The organism is Candidatus Pantoea bituminis (assembly GCF_018842675.1).
GTDB classification, from domain to species: Bacteria; Pseudomonadota; Gammaproteobacteria; order Enterobacterales; family Enterobacteriaceae; genus Pantoea; species Pantoea phytostimulans.
Genome location: NZ_JAGTWO010000004.1, coordinates 2,952,072 through 2,975,940, shown reverse-complemented (window position 1 = coordinate 2,975,940; position 23,869 = coordinate 2,952,072). Strand labels below are relative to the sequence as shown.

Sequence of the window (23,869 nt, the reverse complement as noted above, 5' to 3'; positions counted from 1 at the left end):
AGATGAATTCCGACATTCACCGACATTGATTGAAACCCCGTACTAAAATCCCTATAACAGACAAGAGATATACTTTGTTGAGTAATGAGTCAGGCGGGAAAGTGCGGAAAAAAACTTATGCAATGCGATATGTCGCGGGACAGCCAGCGGAACAGATCTTCCCGCCGGGTGCAATGCTTCATCTCGGACAAGCGCTTCCTCCCGGTGCTCCGCTGCCTGCCAATCCTAACTTAAAGGTATTGGTATGGAATATTTTCAAGCAGCAGCGTGCAGACTGGATGACAGTGTTAGAGGGATTCGGTAAAGACGCGCATCTGGTTTTGCTTCAGGAAGCGCAGACTACGCCAGAACTGGTACGTTTTGCTACCAGCAACTATCTCGCAGCAGATCAGGTTCCTGCTTTCGTGCTGCCACAGCATCCCTCAGGAGTCATGACCTTAGCTTCGGCGCATCCTGTCTATTGCTGCCCGTTACGAGAGCGTGAACCGCTCTTACGGCTCGCGAAGTCGGCGCTCATTACTGCTTATCCTTTACCGACCGGTGAAATGCTAATGGTCGTAAACATCCATGCCGTGAATTTTAGCCTTGGCGTTGATGTTTACAGTAAACAGTTGGGACCGATTGGTGAGCAGATCACGCATCACCGTGGGCCGGTTATCATGGCAGGGGATTTTAATGCCTGGAGTCGGCAGCGTATCAATGCGCTGTATCGGTTTGCACAGCAAATGGATCTGGAAGAGGTGATGTTTACTGCCGACCATCGCCGTAAAGCGTTTGGGCGTCCCCTGGATTTTGTTTTCTATCGCGACATGAATGTTAGCGAAGCATCAGTGTTAGTGACTCGCGCCTCGGATCACAATCCATTACTGGTAGAGTTCAACTCGAAACGCTGAACTGATGTAAAGCAGAAAGGTATAAAAGAAAAAGGCTGACAATTGTCAGCCTTTTCGACGTATCAGGTATCTGGTGTTGCGCTATTATTTACAAACAGCGTTAACTTATCGCCTGGCTGAATATCTTTTGAGTTATCCAGCACACTGTTCCAGCGCATCACGTCTTTGATATTGACGCCGTGATGCTTTGCAATACTGCCAAGAGAATCACCCTTACGAACACGATAGGTGATGCTGTTGCCGTTATCAGCCAGCTTGGTGCCGCTAGTGCCCACGTTCAATGTTTGACCGGGCTGGATAGCTGCACTGCGCAGGTTGTTTTGCTGCTTCAGTGTGGCAATGCTGACGCCCAGCTTATTAGCGATACCGGAAAGCGTATCACCCGTGCGCACTCTGTACCCACCGGTTGCGCTGGCTTTCGCTAGCTGCGTTGGCTGTACGGCTGCGATATCACCGGAAGCCAGTGAATTACGCAACTTTGCGACGTTGGACTTAGGCACCATAATATAGTGCGGTCCATTTGGTGCTGTAGCACCCCTTTATAGCCCGTATTGAAGCTCTTTAATTTACTGAGCGACATACCGGCCATTTCAGCGGCTTGCGTCAACTGCATCTGCTGACCTACTTCAACACGCGCCAGAGCGCGGCTTTCATTAGGTGCTGGCAGTTTAATACCGTAACGCTTGTTGTTTTTGAGCAGTTCACTCAAAGCCAACATTTTAGGGACGTAAACCGTGGTTTCACGTGGAAGCGAAAGATGCCAGAAATCGGTGGGCTTACCGCGCGCCTTGTTCTGTTTCATCGCCTTCAATACACGCCCTTCGCCACTGTTGTAAGCCGCGATGGTTAATAACCAGTCACCGTCAAACATCGTGTTGAGGCGTTGCATCATATCCAGTGCAACTTTGGTTGAAGCGACCACATCGCGTCGACCATCGTAGTATTGGTTCTGTTTCAAACCATAGTTTCGCCCGGTAGCAGCAACGATCTGCCAAATGCCTGCGGCATTGGCGGATGATGTTGCGCGAGGGTCAAAAGCGCTCTCCACTATGGGTAGCAGTACTAGTTCCATCGGCATTTTACGTTTCTGTATTTGCTCGACTATCCAGTACATGTACGGCTCTGCCCGTAATGTTACATCGTGGAGATAGCTCTTATTCTTTAAAAACTTTGTTTTTTGTTCGCGGATCCGGCTGTTTTCCGGAATCCCCATCTTCAACTCGTCACTAATGAAACTCCAGAGATCACTGTCGTCTGCGAGGCCAGTTCCATCTTCCTGCCATCGCGGTGACAATAATTCGTCTCCGTATTTTCCATTTTCACTTTGACCAGCTGAAGACAGACTCTGGGCATGCTGTTCTGGGATGTTGGCGTCATTCCGTGAAGCCTGGCATCCAACCAGCAAGACCGAGGCGAGTAATATCGCTTTAGCCTTCATGTGTGTGTCAATAGTCGCTTAAAAGACGAGCAACTATACTTGACGACTTTTCACAACACAACCCGAAATGTCAGAAACTATCTTTCTTCTCGCGTAGAACGGCAAATGTATGCCATATCGGCTTTCCTGAAGGGTCAACGTTCAAAGCACGTTGTAAATCAGGGTCTTGCGTACGCAAAAATAAATTTATTGACCGTTCGTGCGCCAGTTTTGTGGGCAAACTAATGCCGTTTTTGGCACGTAAGTCCTTAATTTTCTGGAATTCAGCCATAATTTGCGGGTCATGAGGCAGAATAGCCGCAGAAAAGGTTAAATTGGATAACGTATACTCATGAGCACAACAGACTAAAGTTTCCTCAGGTAACGTATTAAACTTTTGAAATGATTGATACATTTGCTCTGCAGTTCCTTCAAAAAGCCTGCCACAGCCGCCAGAAAACATTGTGTCGCCACAGAAAAGGTAAGGGGCGCTGTAATATGAGATATGTCCTAAAGTGTGCCCGGGGGTAGCGATCACGTCAAAGGTCATGCCTAACACACTCACCTTATCCCCTTCACTTACCAGGGTTTTTGCACCTTTATCTGCGGTTTCTTGTGGTCCGAAAATCTCAATGTCAGGGAAGTGTTCAAGCAGGGTTTTCACACCACCTACGTGATCGTTATGATGATGCGTGAGCAAAATTGCGACAGGTTGCCAGCCATTGGCTTTGACTTTTTCCACCACTGGCTGCGCTTCGCCTGGATCGACAATCAGGCATTTTCCTTCATTATCTGTCAGCGTCCAGATGTAGTTATCTTGCAACGCCGGAATACTGGTAAGATTCATAATCACCTCTCGCAGGTCGTAGGAAAAGGAAGATGGTAAAGCATGAAGCCCGCTAAAACACGCCAAATTCTGACCGCGCCGCACTCCTGGCAAGACATGCCATGGGGAGAATATTTTCGCGACGCGCTAACGCAGCAACTTCAACCTTATCTCGGAAAGCTTTATGGCTTTCATATGCTTAAGCTTGGCAACCTGAGTGCAGAAATCAATACCGAAAACTGCGCTATCTCGCATCAGGTTAATGTGGGCAGTGAAGGTGACCTGTTACAGGTACGGGCAGATCCTTCGCAATTACCGTTTGAATCTAAATCCGTTGATGCCTGTTTGCTGGCGCATACGCTGGCGTGGAATCAAGATCCTCATCGTGTATTGCGCGAAGTTGATCGGGTATTAATCGATGATGGTTGGATGATTATCAGCGGCTTCAATCCGTTTAGCTTACTCGGCATCAGTAAGTTTGTGCCGATGGTTCACCGAAAAGCGCCGTGGAGTGGCCGGATGTTCAGTCAGATGCGTTTACTCGACTGGCTAGGCTTGCTGAATTATGAAGTCGTTTTCCGCACGCGCTTTCAGGTTTTGCCGTGGCATCGGCAGGGCGGCAAGCTGATCAGCGCCCATTTACCGGCGCTGGGTTGTCTGAATATTGTGGTGGCGCGTAAGCGGACTTTCCCGCTAACGCCAACCAAAGCCAAAAAGAGCCTGAGCAAATCGCAGGTGCGTCAAACGGTTAACGCCACGCGTCAGTTTCGTCAGGCAAAAGATCAAGATTCAGGCTGATAACCGATATCCTCAAAAGCGGGGTTGCCTGCAGCGCTGCGAGCCAGTTCATCGCAGCGCTCATTCTCAGGATGACCGGCGTGACCTTTAACCCATTCCCACTCAATTTTGTGGGTACTGAGTGCGGTATCGAGACGTTTCCAAAGATCGACGTTCTTGACAGGTTTCTTATCTGCCGTTTTCCAGCCACGCTTTTTCCAGTTATGAATCCAACTGGTAATGCCCTGACGTACATACTGGCTGTCGGTGCTTAGCACCACATTGCAAGGCTGAGTCAGTGCTTCCAACGAAACAATCGCAGCCATCAACTCCATGCGATTATTGGTGGTCAGGCGATAGCCCGCGCTGAACGTTTTCTCATGTTGACCATAGCGTAAAATGGCACCGTAACCGCCTGGGCCGGGATTACCAAGGCAAGATCCATCGGTGAATATTTCTACCTGTTTGCGCATCTCTGGTAGACTTCCTTCTGACAAAACGCCAAGTCTGACATAAAACAGGTCCTATGAGCACTGCAAATAACCGCCAGATCGTACTCGATACAGAAACCACCGGCATGAACATGATCGGGGTTCATTATGAGGGTCACCGCATCATCGAAATCGGTGCGGTGGAAGTGATCAACCGTCGCCTGACCGGCAATAACTTTCATCTCTATTTGAAGCCCGATCGGCTGGTGGACCCCGAAGCCTTTGGCGTGCATGGTATTGCAGATGAATTTCTGGCGGACAAGCCCAGCTTCAGCGAAATCGCTGACGAGTTTCTGGATTACATTCGTGGCGCTGAATTAGTCATTCATAACGCCTCGTTTGATATCGGCTTCATGGATTACGAGTTCAGCAAGCTGCAGCGGGGAATCGAGAAAACGGAAACGTTTTGCAAGATCACCGACAGTCTCGCGATGGCGCGCAGAATGTTTCCTGGCAAGCGCAACAGTTTGGATGCGTTGTGTTCGCGCTATGAAATAGATAACAGCAAACGAACGCTGCACGGCGCATTGCTTGATGCCGAGATCCTTGCTGAAGTCTTCCTCACCATGACCGGCGGCCAAACCTCACTGACATTTTCCATGGAAGGGGACAAGTCGCAGCAAAACCAGGAAGGTGGCATCCAGCGCATTGTGCGTCCAGCGTCGGCACTGCGTGTGGTTTCTGCCAACGAAGAAGAAGTGGTGGCGCACGAATCACGTCTCGATTTAGTGATGAAGAAGGGCGGCAGCTGTCTGTGGCGCGGGTGAACCGGGTGATTTTGTTGAGGAAAACACCGTCCAGATGAAAAAAACAGCAAACGATAAGCTATGAAAGAAAAAGCGTTGACGGCGGATTTAGCTGCTATTACTATGCGCCTCGTTCTCGACGGGGAACAAAGCGCGGAGCGGTAGTTCAGTTGGTTAGAATACCTGCCTGTCACGCAGGGGGTCGCGGGTTCGAGCCCCGTCCGTTCCGCCAATCTATTTAAAGAAGCCGATTCAGAAATGAATCGGCTTTTTGCTTTTAGCTTTTGGATAGGCGGTGGCGAATCGGCATTTTGCTCACTTCCCTAAAAGCAGGCAGGAGAGCGTGCACAAATAAAGTGCATTCACTCCCCACCTCAAATCACTCTTTCTGCACCGCGACGCTACCACGGTAATCAGCCATTTTCTCATCTACTTCACGATCGGCACGCGCCAGATAACGGTAGCAACCGCCGCCCAAAGCCACACCAATAAACCAGCTGAAATTCGCGACGGCGTGCAGAGAAGGAATAAAGCTGATCACCAGACAAATCCCTACTGAAGGCAGCAGCGCTGCAATCGCTTTCGGGTTAAATCCTCCGCGGTACCAATAGCGACCTTGCGGCGTATCGTTAAACAGCTCATCAACATAGATACGGCTGCGTTTAATCACATAAAAATCGACTAACAGAATGCCGAACAGCGGCCCAATAAACGAACCCAGCACATCCAGTGTGTAGTGAATCAGTTCAGGTGATTGAAACAGGTTCCATGGCGTTAACAAAACAGAGCCTACTGCCGCGATCATGCCGCCGGTACGGAAGCTGATTTTTTGCGGTGAGCAGTTGGAAAAGTCGAAAGCCGGAGAGACAAAGTTCGCCACGATATTGATGCCAATTGTCGCGGTGATCATGGTTAGCAAGCCAATAGCGACCGCGAGATCGTTGCCCACCATGCTCACGGTTTCAATCGGATCGGTAATCATTCTGCCAAACAGCGACTGCGTTCCAGAAACAATCACCACCGTGACAATAGAAAACAGCAGGAAGTTAAACGGTAAGCCCCAGCGGTTGCCACGACGAATTTCGCCCATGCTTTTTCCATAGCGTGAGAAATCGCCAAAGTTAAGCAAAGGGCCGGAGAAATAGGAGACCACCAGCGCAGTGGCGGTGAGCATCTGCCAGCTCTGTTCACCGGTTGTCAGCTGCTTGCTGGCAAGCGTCAGTGAAATCCCATCGAAACCCGTTTTGTATACAATCCAACCCGCTAACGCCACCATCACCACGTATACCGCCGGGCCCGCCACGTCAATAAAGCGTTTAATAGCACTCATGCCATGCCAAAACACCATCGCCTGTAATAACCACATCACGCCAAAGCAGCACCAGCCCAGCAGGGATAAGCCGAGCCAGCTTGATTGCGTCATAGGTGAAAGCACAGGGAAGAATTTCAGCAGCACCAGCATTAAGGCATTAGCGGCGAGATAAGTCTGAATGCCGTACCAGGCAAAGGCGATCAAACCGCGAATCACCGCAGGAATATTGGCACCAAACACGCCAAACGCCTGACGGCAAATCACTGCATAGGGAACGCCTGCCATTTGACTCGGTTTTGCCACCAGGTTTGCGCAGATCTGCACAATGCAAATCCCGACCAGCAGGCAGAGTAAAACCTGCCAGCTGGCTAAGCCCAGAGTAAAGAAACTCGCCGCCACAACATAGCCGCCCATGCTGTGCACATCCGACATCCAGAAAGAGAAAATGTTGTACCACGACCAGTTTTGATCGCGCGTCGGTGCCAGGTCTTCATTACACAGCCTTGGGCTGTAATGTGCATTGGCTTCAGAGGCCTTGCTGGCCACCGTTGTATGATTTGGCATGAAACCTGCTCCTCTGTTGATACGATGAAAATTAATTACAGCGTGAAACGGTATTGCAGGATCCAGGCCAAATTTGTTTTCTTGTATACAAAATTTCTTTTTCACGTATACGATAGTTTGCACACAGAGACTTACCGGAGCGGGTAATGAAGAGTGAAACAGGCCAGAGAACGGCCGCCGATCTGCATGATAAAGATGAACCTATCTATCAGGCGTTGATGAACGCCATCGTTGAACATCAACTACCGCCAGGCAGTAAATTGCCAGAAGAAGCGCTTTCAGAGGTTTTTGGCGTTAGCCGCACGGGCATTCGCAAGGTGTTACAACGCCTCGCCGCGGTGCAAATGATCACCCTGACGCCCAAACGCGGTGCACATGTCGCAACGCCAGGCGTTGACGAGGCGCGCGATATCTTTCGTACTCGCAGTTTAATGGAGTGCGCCAACTTGCCCGCGGTACTGGATCATCTGCAACCGCCGCATCTGGTGGCGCTCAGCGGTTTAATCGAACAAGAAAAACAGGCACACGAGGATCGCGACGGTTCTGCGGCGATCCGCCTGTCTGCCGCCTTTCATATTCAACTGCAGGCGATCTCCGGGAATCAGGTATTAACCGAGATGGTGACGCGCCTGACGCAGCGATCTTCTCTGGTGATTGCCGCTTATGGCGCGCCGTGGCAGCGAGGCTGTCGCTGTGACGATCACGATCGTTTACTGCAATTACTGCGCGATCGTAAATTGCAGCCGCTGAGCAAGGCACTACAGCATCACTTCGATCACATCGTTTCCAGCCTTCACTTTGAGCGGAGCGGCGAAACGCTGCCCGATTTTTCACGTTTATTTTCCCGTCATAAAGGAGCGTCATCATGAGCCTGATTCAGGTGATCAATCCCAATACCAGCCTGGCGATGACCGAAACCATGGGTTTGGCGGCGCGCGCTGTTGCCGCGTCCGGCACCGAAATTCTGGCGGTTTCACCCGTCCACGGTGTGCCGTCGATTGAAGGGCATTTTGATGAAGCGATTGCCGCGATTGGGGTGCTGGAGCAAATCAAACTGGGTAAAGCACAAGGCGTAAGCGGCCATGTCATCGCCTGTTTTGGCGATCCCGGTTTACTGGCGGCGCGTGAATTGGCCAGCGGTCCGGTAATTGGGATTGCCGAGGCGGCAATGCACACCGCCACGCTGGTGGCGACGCGCTTTTCTATCGTTACGACGCTGCCACGCACGCTGGTGATTGCCCGGCATCTGTTGCAGCAATATGGCTTTACGCATCACTGCGCTGCGCTCCATGCCATCGATTTGCCGGTGCTGGCGCTGGAAGATGGTAGTGGCCTGGCGCAGGAAAAGGTGCGTGAACGCTGTATACAGGCGAAACGTGAAGATGGTAGCGGCGCGATCGTTTTAGGGTGCGGCGGCATGGCGACCTTAGCCGCCTCGTTGACCCAGGAATTAGGCATGCCGGTGATTGATGGTGTGAGCGCAGCGGTGAAAATGGTCGAGTCGCTGTTGGCGCTGGGCTTTGGCACCAGCAAGCACGGTGATTTGGCTTATCCTTTGCAGAAACCTCTCTCAGGTGCCTTTCAGCACCTAAACTAACGAGATGTTGCACTTTTACAACGGGAAGCAAGCAATGACTGAAGGTGTAGAGAAGAAAGAATACAGCTTTAACAAAAACTACCCACGCGACATGGTGGGCTACGGCGCAAATCCGCCCCATGCAGCCTGGCCAAAAGGCGCGCGCGTCGCAGTGCAGTTTGTCCTGAATTATGAAGAGGGCGCAGAGAACAGCGTATTGCATGGCGATGCGGGCTCTGAACAGTTTCTTTCAGACATCATCGGTGCCGCCAGTTATCCCGATCGTCACATGTCGATGGAGTCGCTTTATGAATATGGATCGCGTGCCGGGTTCTGGCGCATCCACAACGAATTTCAAAAGCGTGGTTTGCCGCTGACGGTTTTTGGCGTGGCGATGGCGCTGGCGCGTCATCCTGAAATTGTCGAGGCGATCAAAAAAGCCGATTACGATGTTGTCAGTCACGGCTGGCGCTGGCTTCACTATCAAGGCATGGATGCAAAAACAGAACGTCAGCACATGCAGCAAGCGGTAGATGTGCTGAGCGAGCTGTTCGGTAAGGCGCCTACCGGTTGGTACACCGGACGCGACAGCCCGAATACGCGCCGCCTGGTGGTTGAACAGGGTGGATTCACTTACGACAGCGATTATTACGGCGATGATTTGCCGTTTTGGACGCAAGTAACCTGTCAGGATGGCACGGTGAAGCCGCATCTGATTATTCCCTATACGCTGGAATGCAACGATATGCGCTTTGCCTCACCGCAGGGTTTTAACACTGCCGAACAATTCTTCACCTACCTGCGTGACACCTTTGATGTGCTGTATGAAGAGGGGGAAACTGCGCCGAAGATGATGTCGATTGGTATGCATTGCCGTTTGTTGGGGCGTCCAGGCAAATTCCGCGCGTTGCAAAATTTCCTCGACCATATTCAGCAGCACAAAAAAGTCTGGATTTGTACCCGCCAGCAAATCGCCGATCATTGGGTGAAAAAACACCCGGCACCTTCCGCATAATCGCAATGAGTTCCAGCGCCAAACTGGAACTCATTTCTCCTCCTGAAATTTCAGATCCGCTCCGTTTGTGCCGCCTGACGTCAGTAGCCACTTTAGGATGACGAAGAGATGTCTGAAATTAACTGGGATCTGATCGATCAGGTCGTCTACATCAATTTAGCCGAGCGCAACGATCGTCGAGTGAACACGCGCCGTGAACTCAAAAATTGGGTGTACCGCAGGAAAAAATTACCCGCTTTGAGGCGATAGCTTATCAGCCTGGCTACATCGGCTGTGCCCAATCGCATTTACAGGTGCTGCAACTCGCGCAGCAGCAACAGTGGAAAAATGTGCTGATTCTGGAAGATGACATGGCATTTCATCACGACAGCGCCAGTGCTCATCGGTTGAATAAATTCTTTGCCGCGTTAACACAAATTAACTGGCACGTCGCCTTTCTGACGGCAAACTATGTGCAGGTCACGCCGTTTAAAAGCGCGGATTACCTCATTAAAGCCCATCGCGCTTTTTGCGCCTGCGCCTATATCGTTAACGGCAGCTACTTACCTGTTTTGATTGAAAATATCAGTGAAAGTATCGAGCAACTGCTGTTGGGCGGTGCTCAGCATCATTACGCGCTGGATGTACACTGGATGCCATTAATGCAGCGTGATATCTGGCTTGGCCTGTTTCCCAATCTTGGCTATCAACGTCCCGGCAGAAGCGATATTGAAAAAGGTGCCATGGATTACCGGCACCTGTTTTATAAACCGCTGAGTAAGTTGGTTTAAACGTGACGATGTAAAGCCGGCATGCTGCCTGCTTCAATCACATCAACTCATTAAACTGACCTGAGCCGCCACGATGCGCCAGCCGCACGGCAACTTCACCCAGGTTTGCTGCTGGCGACCGATCTTCTCGCTACCTTCGCGGGTAAACTCGGTGCTGCACACCGCATAATCTTCGCCAAACGTGGTGATCACCGTATTATGCAGCGTACGATTCAGCCCGGCAGAAGGGCGCGCAGCCCGGAAGGCACGAATCTCATCAATCCCATACAAATTCTCACCGGCACCCAGCCGCACGGTGCGTGCATCATGCCAAAACAGTTCGTCCAGTACGTCAATATCGTTACCGATCAGTGCTTGTTCATAGCGGTAAAAAGCCTCTGTCACTTCGGCAACAATCATGGGGCGATCAATATATTCAGATTTCATCAGGCACCTGTGATACTCATTTGTGGCAGGGTTAATCCTTGCTGCTCGAGCGCATAGGCAGCGCGCAGCGCAGCCTCTTCTTTAAACGGCGCGGCGATAAGCTGGAGTCCAATCGGCAAACCGCTTTTCGTTGCCAGCGGTACGGTACAGACCGGCAAGCCCAAAAACGAAATCGGCTGCGTTAGCATTCCCATACTGGCTTTAGCTGGCAGATCCTGACCATTAATGTGAATACTTTCCTGACCAATGGCTATCGCGCTGCACGGCGTGGCGGGCGCAATCAAGACATCGAAATGGTCAAACAGCGTCAGCACCTGTTGCTGGAAATAGCGGCGGAAACGCTGCGCCTGAACATACCACGCGCCAGGCATCATCGCGCCAGCCAGCAAACGCTCACGCGAGTTGGGTTCAAACTGTTCCGGCATCTGGCGCAGCGCTGGCAAATAGTGATTACCGCCTTCCGATGCGGTCATGATGAACGCTGCTGAACGCGCCAGTTCGGCTTCTGGCATCTCCACTTCCTGGTTGGCCTGCAAGGCATGAGCCGCCACAGCCAGAGCAGTACGTGCATCTTCATCACACCAGGTTGAGAAAAAGCCACCCAATACGCCGCAGCGCAAGCCGTTGTCGCCTTGGGCTAACGCCGGAAAAGTGGGCGCAACCGGGCGATCTGCCTGAAAGGCATCACGGTTGTCGTGGCCTTGCAGCAGGTCATAAACCAGCGCCAAATCGTCCACGCGTCGGGCAAACGGACCAATATGATCAAGACTGGCAACAAACGGGTGAGTGCCGCTGCGCGATAAGCGCCCAAACGTCGGTTTCAGGCCGAAGATACCGCACAATGAAGCGGGAACGCGAATCGATCCGTTGGTGTCCGTACCAAGCGAGAAGTGCACTAAACCTGCCGCGACCGCCGCCGCAGAACCGCCGGACGATCCGCCGGCTACGCGAGAAAGATCGCGCGGATTATGCGTCGCGCCGTAATGGCTGTTTTCAGTGGTAAAACCATAAGCGTAGGCATCCATATTCAGCATGCCGGAAAGCAGCGCGCCCGATTCACGCAGTCGGTTAACCGCCCAGGCATCTTCGCGTGCGGCAGGCCGTTCACTGAACAAGCGGGCACCCGCTAAGGTGCTATGGCCTGCAACGTCAAACAGGTTTTTTACCGCGTAAGGAATACCCGCCAGTGGCGCCAGGACTTCACCGCGCTGGCGCTGATTATCCACCCGCTCAGCTTCTTTTAACATGCGTTGCCCGGTGACTTCAGTCCAGGCGTTGAGTGCTGGATTGTGTTGCTCAATCGCCTGCAGCGTGTCGGTGGCAACGTCATGCGCGCTGATATTGCCGTTTTGAATCGCCTGATGCAGCGAATGAATCGAGAGTTCACTCAGTTTCATGCTTTGTACACTCCTGCCACTTCCAGACGATCGTCGAGTGGAAACGCCATCAGCGGTGCCGCCATGCCAGCAATACGTGTCATCTGCGTCAGCAGCTCAGCGCGACGCGCCTCATCCAGCTCGACATTCAGTATCTGTTCCATTTGCGCGATATAGATCGCCCAGTCGATGTTCTGATTCATCATTCTCTCCGGTTAAAAACCTGCGGCGCTGCCGTTGCTGCGCGGATCGCTCGCGCCTTCAAACATGCCGTTGTTGTGTCGCACAATCGCACCAGCATGGCCGACCGCTTCACTGAAATCTGGCAGCAGCTCAACGTCGTGGCCCAACTGACGTAAACGTTCCAGCGTTTCGATGGAGAAGCGGCCTTCCAGCTTGAGCGAGTCAGAAGATTGCCCCCATGTGCGGCCCAGCAACCAGCGCGGCGCGCTCACCGCTTGCTGTAGCGGCATGCCCTGAATCACGTGACGCGTAAAAATTGCGGCCTGCGTTTGGGGTTGCCCATCGCCGCCCATTGAGCCGTAAACCATCACGCGGCCATCTTTCAGTCGCGCTGCCGCCGGGTTGAGGGTGTGGAAGGGTTGTTTGCCTGGTGCCAGCGCCAGCAAATGTTCAGGATCGAGGCTGAAAGCCGCGCCGCGGTTTTGCCAGGTGATTCCGGTGCCGGGTAGCACCACGCCGCTACCAAATTCGTGATAGATGCTTTGAATAAAGGAGACCGCAAGTCCGCTGCTGTCCATGACGCCCATCCACACCGTATCGCCGGGACCGCGACCGGTTCCCCACGGCGCAGCACGGTCATCCTCTATTTGGCTGGCAAGCATGGCGAGGTGATCGCTGTCGAGCAATGCTTGCAGATCTTCGGTGATGTGACGCGGATCGGTAATATGCTTGTCGCGCAGCGCAAAGGCTTTTTTAGTGGCCTCAACGATGCGGTGCACGGTTTGCGCTTCATCCGCTTTCGCCATCTGCAGCCGATCGGTAATGCCAAGAATTGCCAGCGAAACCATGCCTTGAGTCGGTGGTGTCATATTCCAGATATCACCTTCGCTGTGGGCGATATGCAGCGGCGTGCAGCGCCGGGCACGCTGTTGTTGCAAGTCTTCAAGGGTAATCGGCATGCCGAGCGCGGACAGTTCACGCGCCAGATGATGCGACAAATTGCCGCGATAAAAGCTGTCGAGCCCTTCCTCAGCTAACTGGCTCAGCGTTTGCGCCAGTGCTGGCTGAGTAAAACGGCTGCCCGCTTGCGGAACATCGCCATCCGGCAAAAACGTCGCGGCAAAACCGGGCTGATGCTGCAATTCAGCGCGCTTAGCTTCAGTCGCCGCAGCCTGAGAAGCCGTCACCGGAATGCCGTCGGCAGCATACCGAAGGGCATCACGCAGTAGCCGTGCCAACGGAAGCGGCGTGCCGCCCAGTTCGCCGGAAAGCGTTAACGCTTCCTGCCAGCCGCTGACGGTGCCCGCTACGGTCAGCGCTGCTTTAGGGCCGCGATGGGGAATATGCGGTTCATTGTGATAGAAATCGAAGTGGGCGAGGGAACCGGCTGAGCCGCTGGCATCAATAGCAATCGGGTCGCCTTGTGGCGGCATCACTAACCAAAAACCATCACCGCCTAAGCCATTCATGTGCGGATAAACCACCGCAATGGTAGAGGCTGCCGCCACCATCGCTTCAATGGCGTTGCCGCCTTCGCGCAGTACCGCCAGCGCGCTTTCACTGGCCAGATGATGCGGTGTAACCGCCATGCCCAGCGGGGCCATATTGCTCTGAATCATTCGTTTCTCGTTTTGCTTTCGGGTAACAGTAGAGAAACTAAAGCAAGAGCTGTTCCAGTTTTCACTAAGGTGACAAAGCGGTGAAGCGAACCTGGCGCAAAATATGCTAGCTTGATCTGAAACGAAAGTTACAGGATGAATAATGAAACAGCTTGATGAACGGCTCAGAAGCCACTATCCCCAGCTTTCGCCGCAGGAACAGCGCATTGCTGACTTTGTCTTTGATCACTTTGATGATCTCATCAGCTACAACAGCGCTGAGCTGGCGCGGCTGAGTGGCGTGTCGAAAGCCACCGTCAGCCGCCTGTTTAAACGTTTGGGCTATGAAAAATACAAAGATATGCGCGATGAATTGCGCACCCTGCGCCAAAGTGGCATGCCGCTTACCGACAACCGTGATGCGGTGCAGGGCAACACCTTGTTGTCGCGCCACTACAAGCAGGAAATGGCGAATCTGACACAGTGGGTTAACAACATTGATGCACAGCAGTTCAGTGAAGTCATTCAGCAGTTAGCACAGGCAAAACGCATTTTTATCATTGGAATGCGCAACGCTTATCCGGTTGCTTTGCACCTGCGTCAACAGCTAATGCAGGCGCGTCCGCAGGTGCATATTCTGCCGCAGCCAGGCCAAACGCTGGCGGAAGAGTTGGTTGATATCACCCCGGATGACATGGTGGTGGTGATGGCGTTTCGTCGTCGCACGCGCATTATTCGTCCGCTGATGCAGCAGTTGCAAAGCGCTGGCGTGCCGCAACTGGCATTGTGTGAACCCCAGGCGCAGACGGTGATTTCACTGGCACGCTGGCAACTCTGCGCGCCCCTCGACAGCGTTTCTGCCTTTGACAGCTACGCTTCAGCGATGAGCCTGATTAATTTGCTGGCGAATGCGTTATTACACGAAATGTTATCTCATGGGCGTCAACGTATTCACCATATTGCCGATCTTTATCAGCAATTTGACGAGTTGGAGCACCGCTAACAGGCACCATTTTGGTGCTTTGCCTCTTTTGGTTCATCTCCTCTTGACGGTTTAAGCGCGATTGTTACGCCGTCAATCTCCTAATGCCTCGAATAAATAACGCGTTTCTCCAGATAATGCTGGTTGGCACATTAGTTGCAAATTGCTTTATCAAGAATCTTTTGTTTCACGTAAATCTTTCACGTTAATTCACTGGGGTGCATAATGAAAAAAGTTTTGATGGCAGTGGCGACAGCGGCATTACTGATGGCACAAGCAGGCAGTGCGCTGGCTGATCAACTGCAGGATATTCAAAAGCGCGGCGTCCTTCGCGTTGCGGTACCTCAGGACTTCCCGCCGTTTGGATCGGTTGGCACTGACTTGCAGCCGCAAGGTTATGACATCGACATGGCGAAGTATCTGGCTAAACAGATGAAACTTAAGTTGCAGTTGGTGCCCGTCACCAGCGCTAACCGCGTACCTTATCTTCAGACCGATAAAGTCGATCTGGTGATCTCCAGCATGGGTAAAAACGCTGAGCGTGAAAAGGTCATCGACTTTACGCGTGCCTATGCGCCGTTCTTCCTGGGCGTGTTTGGGCCAAAAGGTGAAGAGGTGAAAGACGCGGCGGCGCTGAGCGGTAAGTCTGTTGGCGTAACGCGCGGAGCAGTTGAAGATATGGTGTTGAGCGATGTCGCGCCAAAAGATGCGCAGGTAAAACGTTATGAAGATAACAACACCACGCTGTCAGCTTATCTTTCGGGTCAGGTTCAATACGTCGCGACCGGTAACTTAGTGGTGGCCGCGATCACTCGTCAGAACCCGGCGAAAGCGCCCGTTGCCCAGTTCATGTTGAAAGATTCACCGTGCTTTATCGGTCTGAAGAAAAATGAGCCGGCGCTGAAAGATAAGATGAATGCGCTGATTGAGCAGGGCATCAAAGATGGCACGTTGAACAAACTGTCGCAAGAGTGGTTGAAAGCACCGCTGCCTGCCAACCTCGGCGCATAAGGACGAAACAATGATCGGGCAACTTAACTTTCCCGCATTGTGGCCGTATTGGCCGGAATTGCTCTCCGGCCTCTGGATCACCATTCAGCTGACGGTGCTCGCCACTGTCGGCGGTGTCGGCCTCGGTATCTTTGGCGCGGCGTTACGCAGCGGCAAACCGAGCGCGTTGAGTCGCATCTGGGGCGTGTACGTTGAACTGATCCGCAATACGCCGTTCGTGGTGCAACTCTTTTTTATCGTATTCGGTTTACCCAATCTCGGGCTGAAACTCACTGCGGGTGAAGCTGCGCTGCTGGCGATGCTAATTAACCTTGGCGCGTACAGCACCGAAATTATTCGCGCCGGCATTCAGGTAACACCTAAAGGGCAATGGGAAGCGGGACGCGTATTGGGATTAACCCGCAGCCAGACATTTCTGCGCGTGGTGCTGCCGCCGTCGCTGCAGCGTATTTACCCCGCGCTGGTCAGCCAATGCATCATCGTGATGCTGGGATCGTCAGTGGTGTCACAGGTTTCCTATGAAGAACTGACGTTTGCTGCCAACCTGATTCAGTCGCGCACCTTTTTGAGCTTTGAAGTCTATCTGGTGACCACGCTGATCTATCTGGCGTTGTCCATTGCCATGCGTCAGCTGCTGCTGGGCATTGGCCGCAAATGGTTTGGAGTGCAGTCATGATGACGAGCTTTACCGATTGGGACATCGTGCGCAACTTACTGCTGGCGGCGCGCTGGACCATTTTATTATCGCTGGTGGCGTTTTTTGGCGGCACGGTCGTCACGCTTCCGCTGCTGTTTATGCGCTTGCTAAAACGCAAATGGCTGTCGCGTGCGGTTCGCGCTTACACCGAACTGTTTCAGGGCACGCCGCTGCTGATGCAGCTGTTTCTGGCTTTTTCGGCGTCGGGATGTTCGGGATTGATGTTGCACCCTGGACCGCGGCGTCGGTTGCTTTAACGCTCTATACCAGCGCCTTCCTGGTCGATATCTGGTACGGCAGCATTAATGCGCTACCTAAAGGCCAATGGGAAGCGTCGCGCTGCCTGGGACTCAATTTCGGTCAAACACTGATGCGAGTCATTACACCGCAGGCGATTCGTATCGCCATCGCGCCCACCGTGGGCTTTGCCGTGCAGGTCATCAAAGGCACCGCGTTGGCTTCCATCATCGGTTTCATTGAGCTGACTAAAGCGGGCACGATTTTAAATAACGTGACCTATCAGCCATTTAAAGTATTCGGGTTGGTGGCACTGGGCTACTTCCTGATGTGTTATCCGCTGTCTCGCTACAGCCAGTATCTGGAGAAAAATTCAATGCCGCTCATCACCATTAATCAGGTGCAGAAATATTACGGCACAAACCATGTGCTGAAAGGCGTCGATCTGGATGTCGATATGGGTGAAGTCATCTCCATTATTGGTCGCAGCGGATCGGGGAAAAGTACGCTGTTACGCTGCATGAATGGTCTTGAAGGTTATCAGGAAGGCAGTATTAAGCTGGGCGGAATGACCATCACCGATCGTGAGTCACAGGCGCGTGAAATCAGCCGTTCGGTTGGGATGGTGTTTCAGAACTTCAATCTGTTTCCGCACATGACGGCGCTGGAAAACGTCATGCTGGCGCCGCGCCGCGTGCTGAAAAAGAGTGAAGCCGAGTGCCGTGAACTGGCGGCGCAGATGCTGGATAAAGTCGGCCTCGGCGAACGACTGAACTACTATCCTTCCAGCCTTTCCGGCGGCCAGCAGCAGCGCGTGGCGATTGCCCGTGCGCTGGCGATGACGCCCAAAGTTTTACTCTGTGACGAGATCACCTCGGCGCTCGATCCTGAATTGGTTGGCGAAGTGCTGAAGGTATTAGAAAAGCTGGCGGCAGAAGGCATGACGCTGATTCTCGTTACGCATGAAATGAACTTCGCCCGCGACGTGGGCGATCGTGTGGTCTTTATGCATCAGGGGCGCGTCTGGGAGCAGGGCGACAGTAAAACGCTGTTCGCGAATCCGCAAACACCAGAGCTGAAGCAGTTTATCTCCTCAGTCCGCCTCTAAGTGTCTAACAAGGAATTCACCATGGATATCACCCAATTCTCACAACTTAATCCCCCTCAACGCCTGCTGATGGGACCGGGGCCGATCAACGCCGATCCACGCGTACTGCGTGCGATGTCGAGCCAGTTGCTGGGTCAGTACGATCCCGCCATGACGCATTACATGAATGAAGTGATGGCGCTCTATCGTGGCGTGTTTCGTACTGAAAACCGCTGGACGATGCTGGTTGATGGCACTTCACGCGCCGGTATCGAAGCGATTCTGCTGTCGGCAATTCGTCCAGGCGACAAAGTGTTGGTGCCGGTATTTGGACGTTTTGGTCATTTGCTGTGTGAGATTGCTCGCCGCTGTCGCGCTGAAGTGCACACCATTGAGGTGCCGTGGGGCGAAGTCTTTACGCCCGATCAGGTGGAAGATGCCATTAAACGCGTGAAGCCGCGCCTGCTGTTGACGGTACAGGGCGACACGTCCACCACCATGCTGCAACCGCTGGCGGAGTTGGGAGCGATCTGTAAAAAGTACGGCGTGCTGTTCTATACCGATGCCACCGCTTCGCTGGCCGGCAACGCGCTGGAAACCGATGCGTGGGGGTTGGACGCGGTTTCTGCTGGCATGCAAAAGTGCCTTGGCGGCCCGTCTGGCACCTCGCCGATTACGCTGAGCGCCGAAATGGAAGCCGTGATCCGCAAACGCAAATGTGTGGAAGAGGGGATTCGCACTGACGCGCATCAGGATGGCGACGACGAGATGATCTACTCCAACTATTTCGATCTCGGCATGGTGATGGATTACTGGGGACCCGAGCGCCTGAATCACCACACTGAAGCGACCACCGCGCTGTTTGGCGCCCGTGAATGCGCGCGTTTGATCCTGCAAGAAGGACTGGATAACGGCATTGCGCGCCACCAACTGCATGGCGAAGCGATGTTGAAAGGGATTCAGGGCATGGGACTGGAAACCTTCGGCGACCTGAAACACAAAATGAATAACGTATTGGGCGTGGTGATTCCGCAGGGCGTTAATGGCGATCAGGTACGCAAACTGATGCTGGACGATTTCGCTATCGAAATCGGTACCTCGTTTGGCCCGCTGCACGGCAAAGTCTGGCGTATCGGCACTATGGGTTACAACGCACGAAAAGATTGCGTGATGCAAACGCTGTCTGCGCTGGAAAGCGTGTTAACGCATCTGGGTTATCGCACCCCGCAAGGTGCGGCTTCACAAGCGGCGTGGGATCACTACGGGAGCCATGCATGAAAATGAACGCCAGCGAAGCGCAAACCGCCGCGCTGCGCGTGATGACGCGCTGTGACGCGCTGGCAGAGATCAGCGAGTCGGCCGACGGATTAACCCGAGTTTATCTGTCACCAGAGCATTTACGCGCTAATGCCTGCGTGGGTGAATGGATGAAAGCCGCCGGTATGCAGGTTTGGCAAGATGCCGTCGGCAATATCTGTGGACGTTACGAAGCCGTTGATGTGGGTGCACCTGCGCTGTTGTTGGGTTCGCATCTCGATACGGTACGCAACGCGGGCCGCTACGACGGGATGCTTGGCGTCTTAACCGCCATTGAAACCGTGCAATGGCTGCATGAACGTCAGCAACGTTTGCCGCTGGCGATTGAGATTATAGGTTTTGGCGACGAGGAGGGTACGCGTTTCGGCATTACGCTGTTAGGCAGCCGCGGCATTACCGGCACTTGGCCGGAAAGCTGGGTAACCCATCCCGATGGCAACGGCATTACCGTGGCGCAGGCGATGAGCGATGTCGGACTCGACAGCACCCAAATCCATCGCGCAGCGCGAGATGTTAACGAGATCGTGGCCTATCTGGAATTGCATATCGAACAGGGGCCTTGTCTGGAGCAAGAGAATCTGGCGCTCGGCGTGGTCACCGCCATTAATGGTGCACGTCGCCTGAATTGCCGTTTCACCGGCGAAGCGGGTCACGCGGGCACGGTGCCGATGACGCATCGCAAAGATGCGCTGGCTGCTGCTGCTGAATGGATGGTGTTTATCGAACACACCACGCGCGACCAGGACCCGCAACTGGTGGCCACCGTGGGTACCTTAAGTTGCGCGCCCGGCGCGGTGAATGTTATTCCTGGCGAAGTCGATTTGTCGTTGGACGTGCGTGGACCACAAGACGATCCGCTGGAAACCTTGCTGTCGACGTTATTGACGCAAGCTGAAGCGATCGCGCTGCGTCGCGGTTTGCGTTTCGAATCCCATGAGTATTATCGCATTGCGGCAACGGCCTGCGATCCGCTGTTGCAGCAGGCATTGAGCCACGCGGTAGAAACCGTGCAGGGCCGAAGTGTGTCGCTGCCGAGCGGCGCGGGACATGATGCCATCGCGATTGCCGAACGCTGGCCGGTTGGGATGTTGTTTGTGCGCAACGATCGTGGCATCAGTCATCATCCGGCTGAATCGGTTATGGCTGAAGATGTGGCACCCGCCGTTCAGGCCTATTTGCAGGCGATCTGTCATATTGCAGAACAGAATCGCTGAACGGATTCATTAAAGGGAGAGAAGCATGGAATTAGCCGTTTTTAATCAGCTTTCCGCTGATGATGCTATCGCTTCAATTGCTCATTGCGTGGCGATTCCCGCCTGGCAACAGGCGCTGGCAGCAGCGCGCCCTTATACGTCGCTCGACGCGCTGCTCGCCGAGGGCGATCGGTTGGCGCGTCAATGGCAGGGCACCGATCTTCAGCAGGCACTCTCTGCACATCCGCGTATTGGCGATCGGGTAAGTGGCGCGAGTAAAGAGGCTTCGCTGTCGCGTGGCGAGCAATCTGCGATGCAGCAGGCCGATAACACGTTGCAACAGGCGATGTTGCAAGGCAATCAGCGCTACGAAGCCCGCTTTGGTCGGGTATTTTTGATTCGCGCAAAAGGGCGTAGCGGCGAAGAGATGCTGGCAGAGTTACAGCGTCGTCTGGGCAATGACCCGCAAAGCGAGCAGCAGGAAGCGCTGGATCAACTGCGAGAAATCACCTTGTTACGTCTTAAGGAGAGCATGGCATGAGCACCATTACTACTCACATTCTTGATACCGCGCTGGGCAAACCGGCAATCGGCGTGGCGATTTCACTGGAGCAAAATAGCCCAGAAGGATGGCTTCCCGTTTCTGAAGGCGTCACTGACAGCGACGGGCGGCTGAAAGATTTAACGCCAGAACCGGTATCGCCAGGACATTATCGGCTGACCGCCGAAATTGGTGATTACTTTGCGGTTGCAGGTCGCGATGCGCTGTATGTCAGTGCCCAAATTGATTTTGTCATTGCCGAGGCGGGCAGCCATTTCCACCTGCCGTTTTTGATTTCGCCCTGGTCATGGTCGACTTATCGGGGAAGTTAAGGGGCTCTTAGTGGGTGCGCGCTGTCCCCCATCCCGGCCTTCCCCGCATCGCGGGGAAGGAGACGCTCCACATGTTGATACCGAATTCGCCTATTGCAGCATCTTCCTCCCCATTTACGGGGAGGAGCGAGGCAGGGGACAAAAGACCTCGCACTTTAGAGGACCGAGGTGGGGGACAAAAGACCTCGCACTTCAGAGGATCTGAGGTGAGGGATAAACCACCTCGCTCTTTAGCAGCCCGAGGCGGGAAAAGCGCAGCCCATCACGTCAGCGAAAAATCATCCGCATCGCGCCATGCCGGGAAGCGTTCGCGGTAGGCGTTTAATTCATCCAGTGAAAGCTCAGCATCGAGGCGCGCCGGTTTAAAGGGTTCGGCGGCGCTGATGATCTCTCCTTGCGGCGAAATAATCCGGCTATCACCGCTGTATTGATGCTGATTGCCATCGCTACCTACGCGATTACAACCCGCCACATAAGCCTGATTCTCAATGGCCCGCGCTAATAACAGCGCTTGCCAGTGCAACGCGCGTGGCGCAGGCCAGTTCGCGACAAATAGCGCCAGATCGTAATCATTGCGGTTGCGGGAAAAGACCGGGAAACGCAGGTCATAACAGATTTGTGGCAGGATACGCCAGCCACGCCAGCTGAAGACTTCACGGGTTGCGCCCGGCAGATAATGATGATGTTCATCGGCCATGCGGAACAGATGACGCTTGTCATACTGATGCAGCGTACCATCTGGCTCTACTAGCAAAAAACGGTTCACCGCACCGTTTTCAGTTTGGATCGCCGCGCTGCCGCCAACCAACGCATCCGTGGCACGTGCATGCCCGTGTAACCATTCCACCACCTGCGCTTGTGGCAGCGAGCTTTTCGCCGCTTCCATAGCAAACCCGGTGGTAAACATTTCAGGCAGCAGAATCACATCCCGCCCATGAATACCCTTCAGAACCTGATCAAAATGGCGTAGGTTAGCTTCGCCATCCATCCAGCTCAGCGTTTCCTGCAAAACCGTGATATTTAAAGCTGACATAAACGCTCCGCAGCGGCATCCAGCGTCGCTTCTTGTTTAGCAAAACAGAGGCGAATTAGCTTGTGTGGGAATGGATCGGCACAGAATACCGATAACGGAATCGCGGCGACACCCACTTCTTTGGTCAACCATTGACAGAAACTCACATCATCCAGATCAGAAATTGCGCTGTAATCGGCGAGCAGGAAATAAGTGCCTTCACAGGGCAGCACCTCAAAGCGGCTTTTGCTCAATGCCTGAATCAAACGATCGCGGCGGGCACGGTAAAACTCCGGCAGTTCACGATAGTGTTCAGGTTCCTGACGTAGCATATCGGCAATGGCGAGTTGGGCAGGGGTATTCACGGAGAAGGTCAGGTATTGGTGCACTTTGCGGATCTCAGCGCTGATCGCCGCAGGTGCGATGCAGTAACCCACTTTCCAGCCGGTCATGTGAAAGGTTTTACCAAATGACGATACGGCAACCGCACGTTGACGCAACCCGGCATGCGCCAGCACGCTGGCATGACCTTCTTCGGCAAAGCAAATGTGCTCGTAAACTTCGTCGCTCAGTACATAGATTTCTTGATCGGCAATCGCCTGCCACAGCGCGGCATAATCACTCTTGCGCCACACAGTAGCGGAAGGGTTGTGCGGTGTATTCAGGATCACCAAACGGGTTTTATCGCTGAGCAACGTGTTGAATGCAGCCCAATCAACGCGAAAACCCGGCGGTTGCAGGGCGATGCGTTTCAACACGCCGCCCGCCAGTTGTACCGCGGGTGCGTAGCTGTCATAGCTGGGATCAAAGCAGATCACTTCGTCGCCTGGACGCACCAGTGCGGTGATCGATGCATACAACGCTTCGGTCGCGCCTGCAGTAACGGTAATCTCACTGTCGATGTCTGGCTGGTGGCCATAAAGCTCAGCGGTTTTAGCGGCAATCGCTTCACGCAGCGGCAGCGTACCGGTCATTGGCGCATACTGATTCGCGCCCTGGCTAACATGATACGCCAGACGTTCCTGCAAATAGCGCGGGCCATCAAAATCAGGAAAGCCCTGGGAAAGATTGATTGCGTTGTGCTGCTGCGCCAGCGCGCTCATTTGCGTAAAAATGGTGGTGCCGAGGGCAGGTAATTTGCTCTCAGGAATCAGGTTGTGCTGCGTCATTGTTCTTGGGCCTATAAGCGCGAATGTCGTTGCGGAGTAACCTTGTGTTGTTGTCACTATAAACAGGATGCTAGTATTTGGCAATCAAGACGCTTAGATGGCTATATCCGTCATACTTCGCGCTGCAGATGCGTTGGCTGCTCACATTTCACCCCGGTCACTTACCTGAGTAAGCTCCCGGGGATTCATGCGTTTGCCGCCTTCCTGCAACCCGAATTATTTAGGATATCTATCCGTCATGCTTCGCGCTGCAGATGCGTTGGCTGCCCGCATTTCACCCCGGTCACTTACCTGAGTAAGCTCCCGGGGATTCATGCGTTT

The 23,869-nt window shown here is 53.5% G+C and carries 24 protein-coding genes, 1 tRNA gene and 2 pseudogenes; 17 read left to right on the top strand and 10 right to left on the bottom strand.

Annotated elements, in window-relative coordinates:
- Positions 1-101 precede the first annotated feature (101 nt).
- On the top strand, positions 102-893 hold the full coding sequence (locus tag KQP84_RS17900; RefSeq protein WP_215847550.1) for an endonuclease/exonuclease/phosphatase family protein: 792 nt from the start codon (positions 102-104) through the stop codon (positions 891-893).
- 62 nt (positions 894-955) lie between these two features.
- On the opposite strand, the pseudogene mltD reads toward KQP84_RS17900, so the two are convergent.
- Positions 956-2,331: pseudogene (gene mltD, locus KQP84_RS17895) on the bottom strand (murein transglycosylase D).
- 70 nt (positions 2,332-2,401) lie between these two features.
- Positions 2,402-3,157: a hydroxyacylglutathione hydrolase gene (gloB, locus tag KQP84_RS17890; protein WP_215847549.1), complete on the bottom strand. Its 756-nt coding sequence runs from the start codon at positions 3,155-3,157 to the stop codon at positions 2,402-2,404.
- A gap of 42 nt (positions 3,158-3,199) precedes the next feature.
- On the opposite strand from gloB, the gene KQP84_RS17885 reads away from it, so the two are divergent.
- Positions 3,200-3,934 (top strand): class I SAM-dependent methyltransferase, encoded by a 735-nt coding sequence (locus tag KQP84_RS17885; protein ID WP_215847548.1) that lies wholly within the window; start codon positions 3,200-3,202, stop codon positions 3,932-3,934.
- Here KQP84_RS17885 and rnhA read toward each other — a convergent pair.
- Positions 3,919-4,386 (bottom strand): ribonuclease HI, encoded by a 468-nt coding sequence (rnhA, locus tag KQP84_RS17880; RefSeq protein ID WP_215847547.1) that lies wholly within the window; start codon positions 4,384-4,386, stop codon positions 3,919-3,921. The two genes, KQP84_RS17885 and rnhA, sit on opposite strands and share 16 nt — an antisense overlap.
- A 53-nt stretch (positions 4,387-4,439) precedes the next feature.
- On the opposite strand from rnhA, the gene dnaQ reads away from it, so the two are divergent.
- Together dnaQ and KQP84_RS17870 are read left to right on the top strand one after the other, a co-directional pair.
- Positions 4,440-5,171, top strand: a complete 732-nt coding sequence (dnaQ, locus tag KQP84_RS17875; RefSeq protein WP_215847546.1) for a DNA polymerase III subunit epsilon — start codon at positions 4,440-4,442, stop codon at positions 5,169-5,171.
- Positions 5,172-5,305: 134 nt separating this feature from the next.
- Positions 5,306-5,382 (top strand) — tRNA-Asp (locus tag KQP84_RS17870).
- A gap of 147 nt (positions 5,383-5,529) precedes the next feature.
- Here KQP84_RS17870 and KQP84_RS17865 read toward each other — a convergent pair.
- The gene (locus KQP84_RS17865) at positions 5,530-7,026 is read right to left on the bottom strand and encodes an NCS1 family nucleobase:cation symporter-1 (protein WP_215847545.1); all 1,497 of its coding nucleotides are present in this window, start codon (positions 7,024-7,026) and stop codon (positions 5,530-5,532) included.
- 146 nt (positions 7,027-7,172) lie between these two features.
- Between KQP84_RS17865 and KQP84_RS17860 the strand changes: the two genes are divergently transcribed.
- The 4 genes from KQP84_RS17860 to KQP84_RS17845 all read left to right on the top strand — a co-directional run bounded on the left by KQP84_RS17860 (position 7,173) and on the right by KQP84_RS17845 (position 10,387).
- Positions 7,173-7,895: a GntR family transcriptional regulator gene (locus tag KQP84_RS17860; RefSeq protein WP_215847544.1), complete on the top strand. Its 723-nt coding sequence runs from the start codon at positions 7,173-7,175 to the stop codon at positions 7,893-7,895.
- Positions 7,892-8,623, top strand: a complete 732-nt coding sequence (hpxA, locus tag KQP84_RS17855; RefSeq protein WP_215847543.1) for an allantoin racemase — start codon at positions 7,892-7,894, stop codon at positions 8,621-8,623. The genes KQP84_RS17860 and hpxA overlap by 4 nt, the downstream gene beginning before the upstream one ends.
- Positions 8,624-8,657: 34 nt before the next feature.
- Positions 8,658-9,617 carry an allantoinase PuuE gene (gene puuE / locus KQP84_RS17850; RefSeq protein ID WP_215847542.1) on the top strand — a complete coding sequence of 320 codons (960 nt, stop codon included), beginning with the start codon at positions 8,658-8,660 and terminating at the stop codon, positions 9,615-9,617.
- Positions 9,618-9,823: 206 nt separating this feature from the next.
- Positions 9,824-10,387: a glycosyltransferase family 25 protein gene (locus KQP84_RS17845; protein ID WP_215847541.1), complete on the top strand. Its 564-nt coding sequence runs from the start codon at positions 9,824-9,826 to the stop codon at positions 10,385-10,387.
- Positions 10,388-10,429: 42 nt separating this feature from the next.
- Here the strand turns inward: KQP84_RS17845 and hpxZ are convergent, their stop codons facing one another.
- Genes hpxZ through KQP84_RS17825 form a run of 4 tightly spaced genes read right to left on the bottom strand, consistent with a single transcriptional unit; the run spans position 10,430 to position 13,991 of the window.
- Positions 10,430-10,813 (bottom strand): oxalurate catabolism protein HpxZ, encoded by a 384-nt coding sequence (hpxZ, locus tag KQP84_RS17840; RefSeq protein ID WP_215847540.1) that lies wholly within the window; start codon positions 10,811-10,813, stop codon positions 10,430-10,432.
- Positions 10,813-12,210 carry an AtzE family amidohydrolase gene (locus KQP84_RS17835; protein ID WP_215847539.1) on the bottom strand — a complete coding sequence of 466 codons (1,398 nt, stop codon included), beginning with the start codon at positions 12,208-12,210 and terminating at the stop codon, positions 10,813-10,815. The genes hpxZ and KQP84_RS17835 overlap by 1 nt, the downstream gene beginning before the upstream one ends.
- Entirely contained in the window at positions 12,207-12,392 is a 186-nt protein-coding gene (gene hpxX, locus KQP84_RS17830) for an oxalurate catabolism protein HpxX (protein ID WP_215848331.1), read from the bottom strand. The genes KQP84_RS17835 and hpxX overlap by 4 nt, the downstream gene beginning before the upstream one ends.
- 12 nt (positions 12,393-12,404) lie before the next feature.
- The gene (locus KQP84_RS17825; RefSeq protein WP_215847538.1) at positions 12,405-13,991 is read right to left on the bottom strand and encodes a gamma-glutamyltransferase family protein; all 1,587 of its coding nucleotides are present in this window, start codon (positions 13,989-13,991) and stop codon (positions 12,405-12,407) included.
- Positions 13,992-14,133: 142 nt separating this feature from the next.
- Here KQP84_RS17825 and hpxU point away from each other — a divergent pair, with 142 nt between their 5' ends.
- The 9 genes and pseudogenes from hpxU to uraH all read left to right on the top strand — a co-directional run bounded on the left by hpxU (position 14,134) and on the right by uraH (position 21,367).
- Entirely contained in the window at positions 14,134-14,973 is an 840-nt protein-coding gene (gene hpxU, locus KQP84_RS17820) for a MurR/RpiR family transcriptional regulator HpxU (protein WP_215847537.1), read from the top strand.
- A gap of 204 nt (positions 14,974-15,177) precedes the next feature.
- Positions 15,178-15,963, top strand: a complete 786-nt coding sequence (locus tag KQP84_RS17815; protein ID WP_215847536.1) for a transporter substrate-binding domain-containing protein — start codon at positions 15,178-15,180, stop codon at positions 15,961-15,963.
- A 10-nt stretch (positions 15,964-15,973) separates the two neighbouring features.
- Entirely contained in the window at positions 15,974-16,639 is a 666-nt protein-coding gene (locus KQP84_RS17810) for an amino acid ABC transporter permease (RefSeq protein ID WP_215847535.1), read from the top strand.
- Positions 16,639-17,293 (top strand): annotated as a pseudogene (locus KQP84_RS17805) (amino acid ABC transporter permease). The gene KQP84_RS17810 and the pseudogene KQP84_RS17805 overlap by 1 nt, the downstream one beginning before the upstream one ends.
- Positions 17,274-18,005, top strand: a complete 732-nt coding sequence (locus tag KQP84_RS17800; RefSeq protein WP_215847534.1) for an amino acid ABC transporter ATP-binding protein — start codon at positions 17,274-17,276, stop codon at positions 18,003-18,005. The pseudogene KQP84_RS17805 and the gene KQP84_RS17800 overlap by 20 nt, the downstream one beginning before the upstream one ends.
- Before the next feature lie 21 nt (positions 18,006-18,026).
- Positions 18,027-19,262 (top strand): pyridoxal-phosphate-dependent aminotransferase family protein, encoded by a 1,236-nt coding sequence (locus KQP84_RS17795; RefSeq protein ID WP_215847533.1) that lies wholly within the window; start codon positions 18,027-18,029, stop codon positions 19,260-19,262.
- Entirely contained in the window at positions 19,259-20,515 is a 1,257-nt protein-coding gene (gene hpxK / locus KQP84_RS17790; protein ID WP_215847532.1) for an allantoate amidohydrolase, read from the top strand. The genes KQP84_RS17795 and hpxK overlap by 4 nt, the downstream gene beginning before the upstream one ends.
- 25 nt (positions 20,516-20,540) lie before the next feature.
- Positions 20,541-21,035 carry a 2-oxo-4-hydroxy-4-carboxy-5-ureidoimidazoline decarboxylase gene (gene uraD, locus KQP84_RS17785; protein WP_215847531.1) on the top strand — a complete coding sequence of 165 codons (495 nt, stop codon included), beginning with the start codon at positions 20,541-20,543 and terminating at the stop codon, positions 21,033-21,035.
- The gene (gene uraH, locus KQP84_RS17780) at positions 21,032-21,367 is read left to right on the top strand and encodes a hydroxyisourate hydrolase (RefSeq protein ID WP_215847530.1); all 336 of its coding nucleotides are present in this window, start codon (positions 21,032-21,034) and stop codon (positions 21,365-21,367) included. The genes uraD and uraH overlap by 4 nt, the downstream gene beginning before the upstream one ends.
- Positions 21,368-21,629: 262 nt before the next feature.
- On the opposite strand, the gene KQP84_RS17775 is transcribed toward uraH, so the two are convergent.
- Together KQP84_RS17775 and KQP84_RS17770 are read right to left on the bottom strand one after the other, a co-directional pair.
- Positions 21,630-22,400, bottom strand: coding sequence for an amidohydrolase (locus KQP84_RS17775; protein WP_215847529.1), 771 nt, complete (start codon positions 22,398-22,400; stop codon positions 21,630-21,632).
- Positions 22,388-23,548, bottom strand: coding sequence for a pyridoxal phosphate-dependent aminotransferase (locus KQP84_RS17770; RefSeq protein ID WP_215847528.1), 1,161 nt, complete (start codon positions 23,546-23,548; stop codon positions 22,388-22,390). The genes KQP84_RS17775 and KQP84_RS17770 overlap by 13 nt, the downstream gene beginning before the upstream one ends.
- Positions 23,549-23,869: the final 321 nt, after the last annotated feature.

Bases quoted from the DNA above. Each gene is read 5' to 3' on its own strand.
- gloB (WP_215847549.1), bottom strand. From the start codon at position 3,157: ATGAATCTTACCAGTATTCCGGCGTTGCAAGATAACTACATCTGGACG.
- KQP84_RS17885 (WP_215847548.1), top strand. From the start codon at position 3,200: ATGAAGCCCGCTAAAACACGCCAAATTCTGACCGCGCCGCACTCCTGG.
- rnhA (WP_215847547.1), bottom strand. From the start codon at position 4,386: ATGCGCAAACAGGTAGAAATATTCACCGATGGATCTTGCCTTGGTAAT.
- dnaQ (WP_215847546.1), top strand. From the start codon at position 4,440: ATGAGCACTGCAAATAACCGCCAGATCGTACTCGATACAGAAACCACC.
- KQP84_RS17865 (WP_215847545.1), bottom strand. From the start codon at position 7,026: ATGCCAAATCATACAACGGTGGCCAGCAAGGCCTCTGAAGCCAATGCA.
- KQP84_RS17860 (WP_215847544.1), top strand. From the start codon at position 7,173: ATGAAGAGTGAAACAGGCCAGAGAACGGCCGCCGATCTGCATGATAAA.
- hpxA (WP_215847543.1), top strand. From the start codon at position 7,892: ATGAGCCTGATTCAGGTGATCAATCCCAATACCAGCCTGGCGATGACC.
- puuE (WP_215847542.1), top strand. From the start codon at position 8,658: ATGACTGAAGGTGTAGAGAAGAAAGAATACAGCTTTAACAAAAACTAC.
- hpxZ (WP_215847540.1), bottom strand. From the start codon at position 10,813: ATGAAATCTGAATATATTGATCGCCCCATGATTGTTGCCGAAGTGACA.
- KQP84_RS17835 (WP_215847539.1), bottom strand. From the start codon at position 12,210: ATGAAACTGAGTGAACTCTCGATTCATTCGCTGCATCAGGCGATTCAA.
- hpxX (WP_215848331.1), bottom strand. From the start codon at position 12,392: ATGAATCAGAACATCGACTGGGCGATCTATATCGCGCAAATGGAACAG.
- KQP84_RS17825 (WP_215847538.1), bottom strand. From the start codon at position 13,991: ATGATTCAGAGCAATATGGCCCCGCTGGGCATGGCGGTTACACCGCAT.
- hpxU (WP_215847537.1), top strand. From the start codon at position 14,134: ATGAAACAGCTTGATGAACGGCTCAGAAGCCACTATCCCCAGCTTTCG.
- KQP84_RS17815 (WP_215847536.1), top strand. From the start codon at position 15,178: ATGAAAAAAGTTTTGATGGCAGTGGCGACAGCGGCATTACTGATGGCA.
- KQP84_RS17810 (WP_215847535.1), top strand. From the start codon at position 15,974: ATGATCGGGCAACTTAACTTTCCCGCATTGTGGCCGTATTGGCCGGAA.
- KQP84_RS17800 (WP_215847534.1), top strand. From the start codon at position 17,274: ATGCCGCTCATCACCATTAATCAGGTGCAGAAATATTACGGCACAAAC.
- KQP84_RS17795 (WP_215847533.1), top strand. From the start codon at position 18,027: ATGGATATCACCCAATTCTCACAACTTAATCCCCCTCAACGCCTGCTG.
- hpxK (WP_215847532.1), top strand. From the start codon at position 19,259: ATGAAAATGAACGCCAGCGAAGCGCAAACCGCCGCGCTGCGCGTGATG.
- uraD (WP_215847531.1), top strand. From the start codon at position 20,541: ATGGAATTAGCCGTTTTTAATCAGCTTTCCGCTGATGATGCTATCGCT.
- uraH (WP_215847530.1), top strand. From the start codon at position 21,032: ATGAGCACCATTACTACTCACATTCTTGATACCGCGCTGGGCAAACCG.
- KQP84_RS17775 (WP_215847529.1), bottom strand. From the start codon at position 22,400: ATGTCAGCTTTAAATATCACGGTTTTGCAGGAAACGCTGAGCTGGATG.
- KQP84_RS17770 (WP_215847528.1), bottom strand. From the start codon at position 23,548: ATGACGCAGCACAACCTGATTCCTGAGAGCAAATTACCTGCCCTCGGC.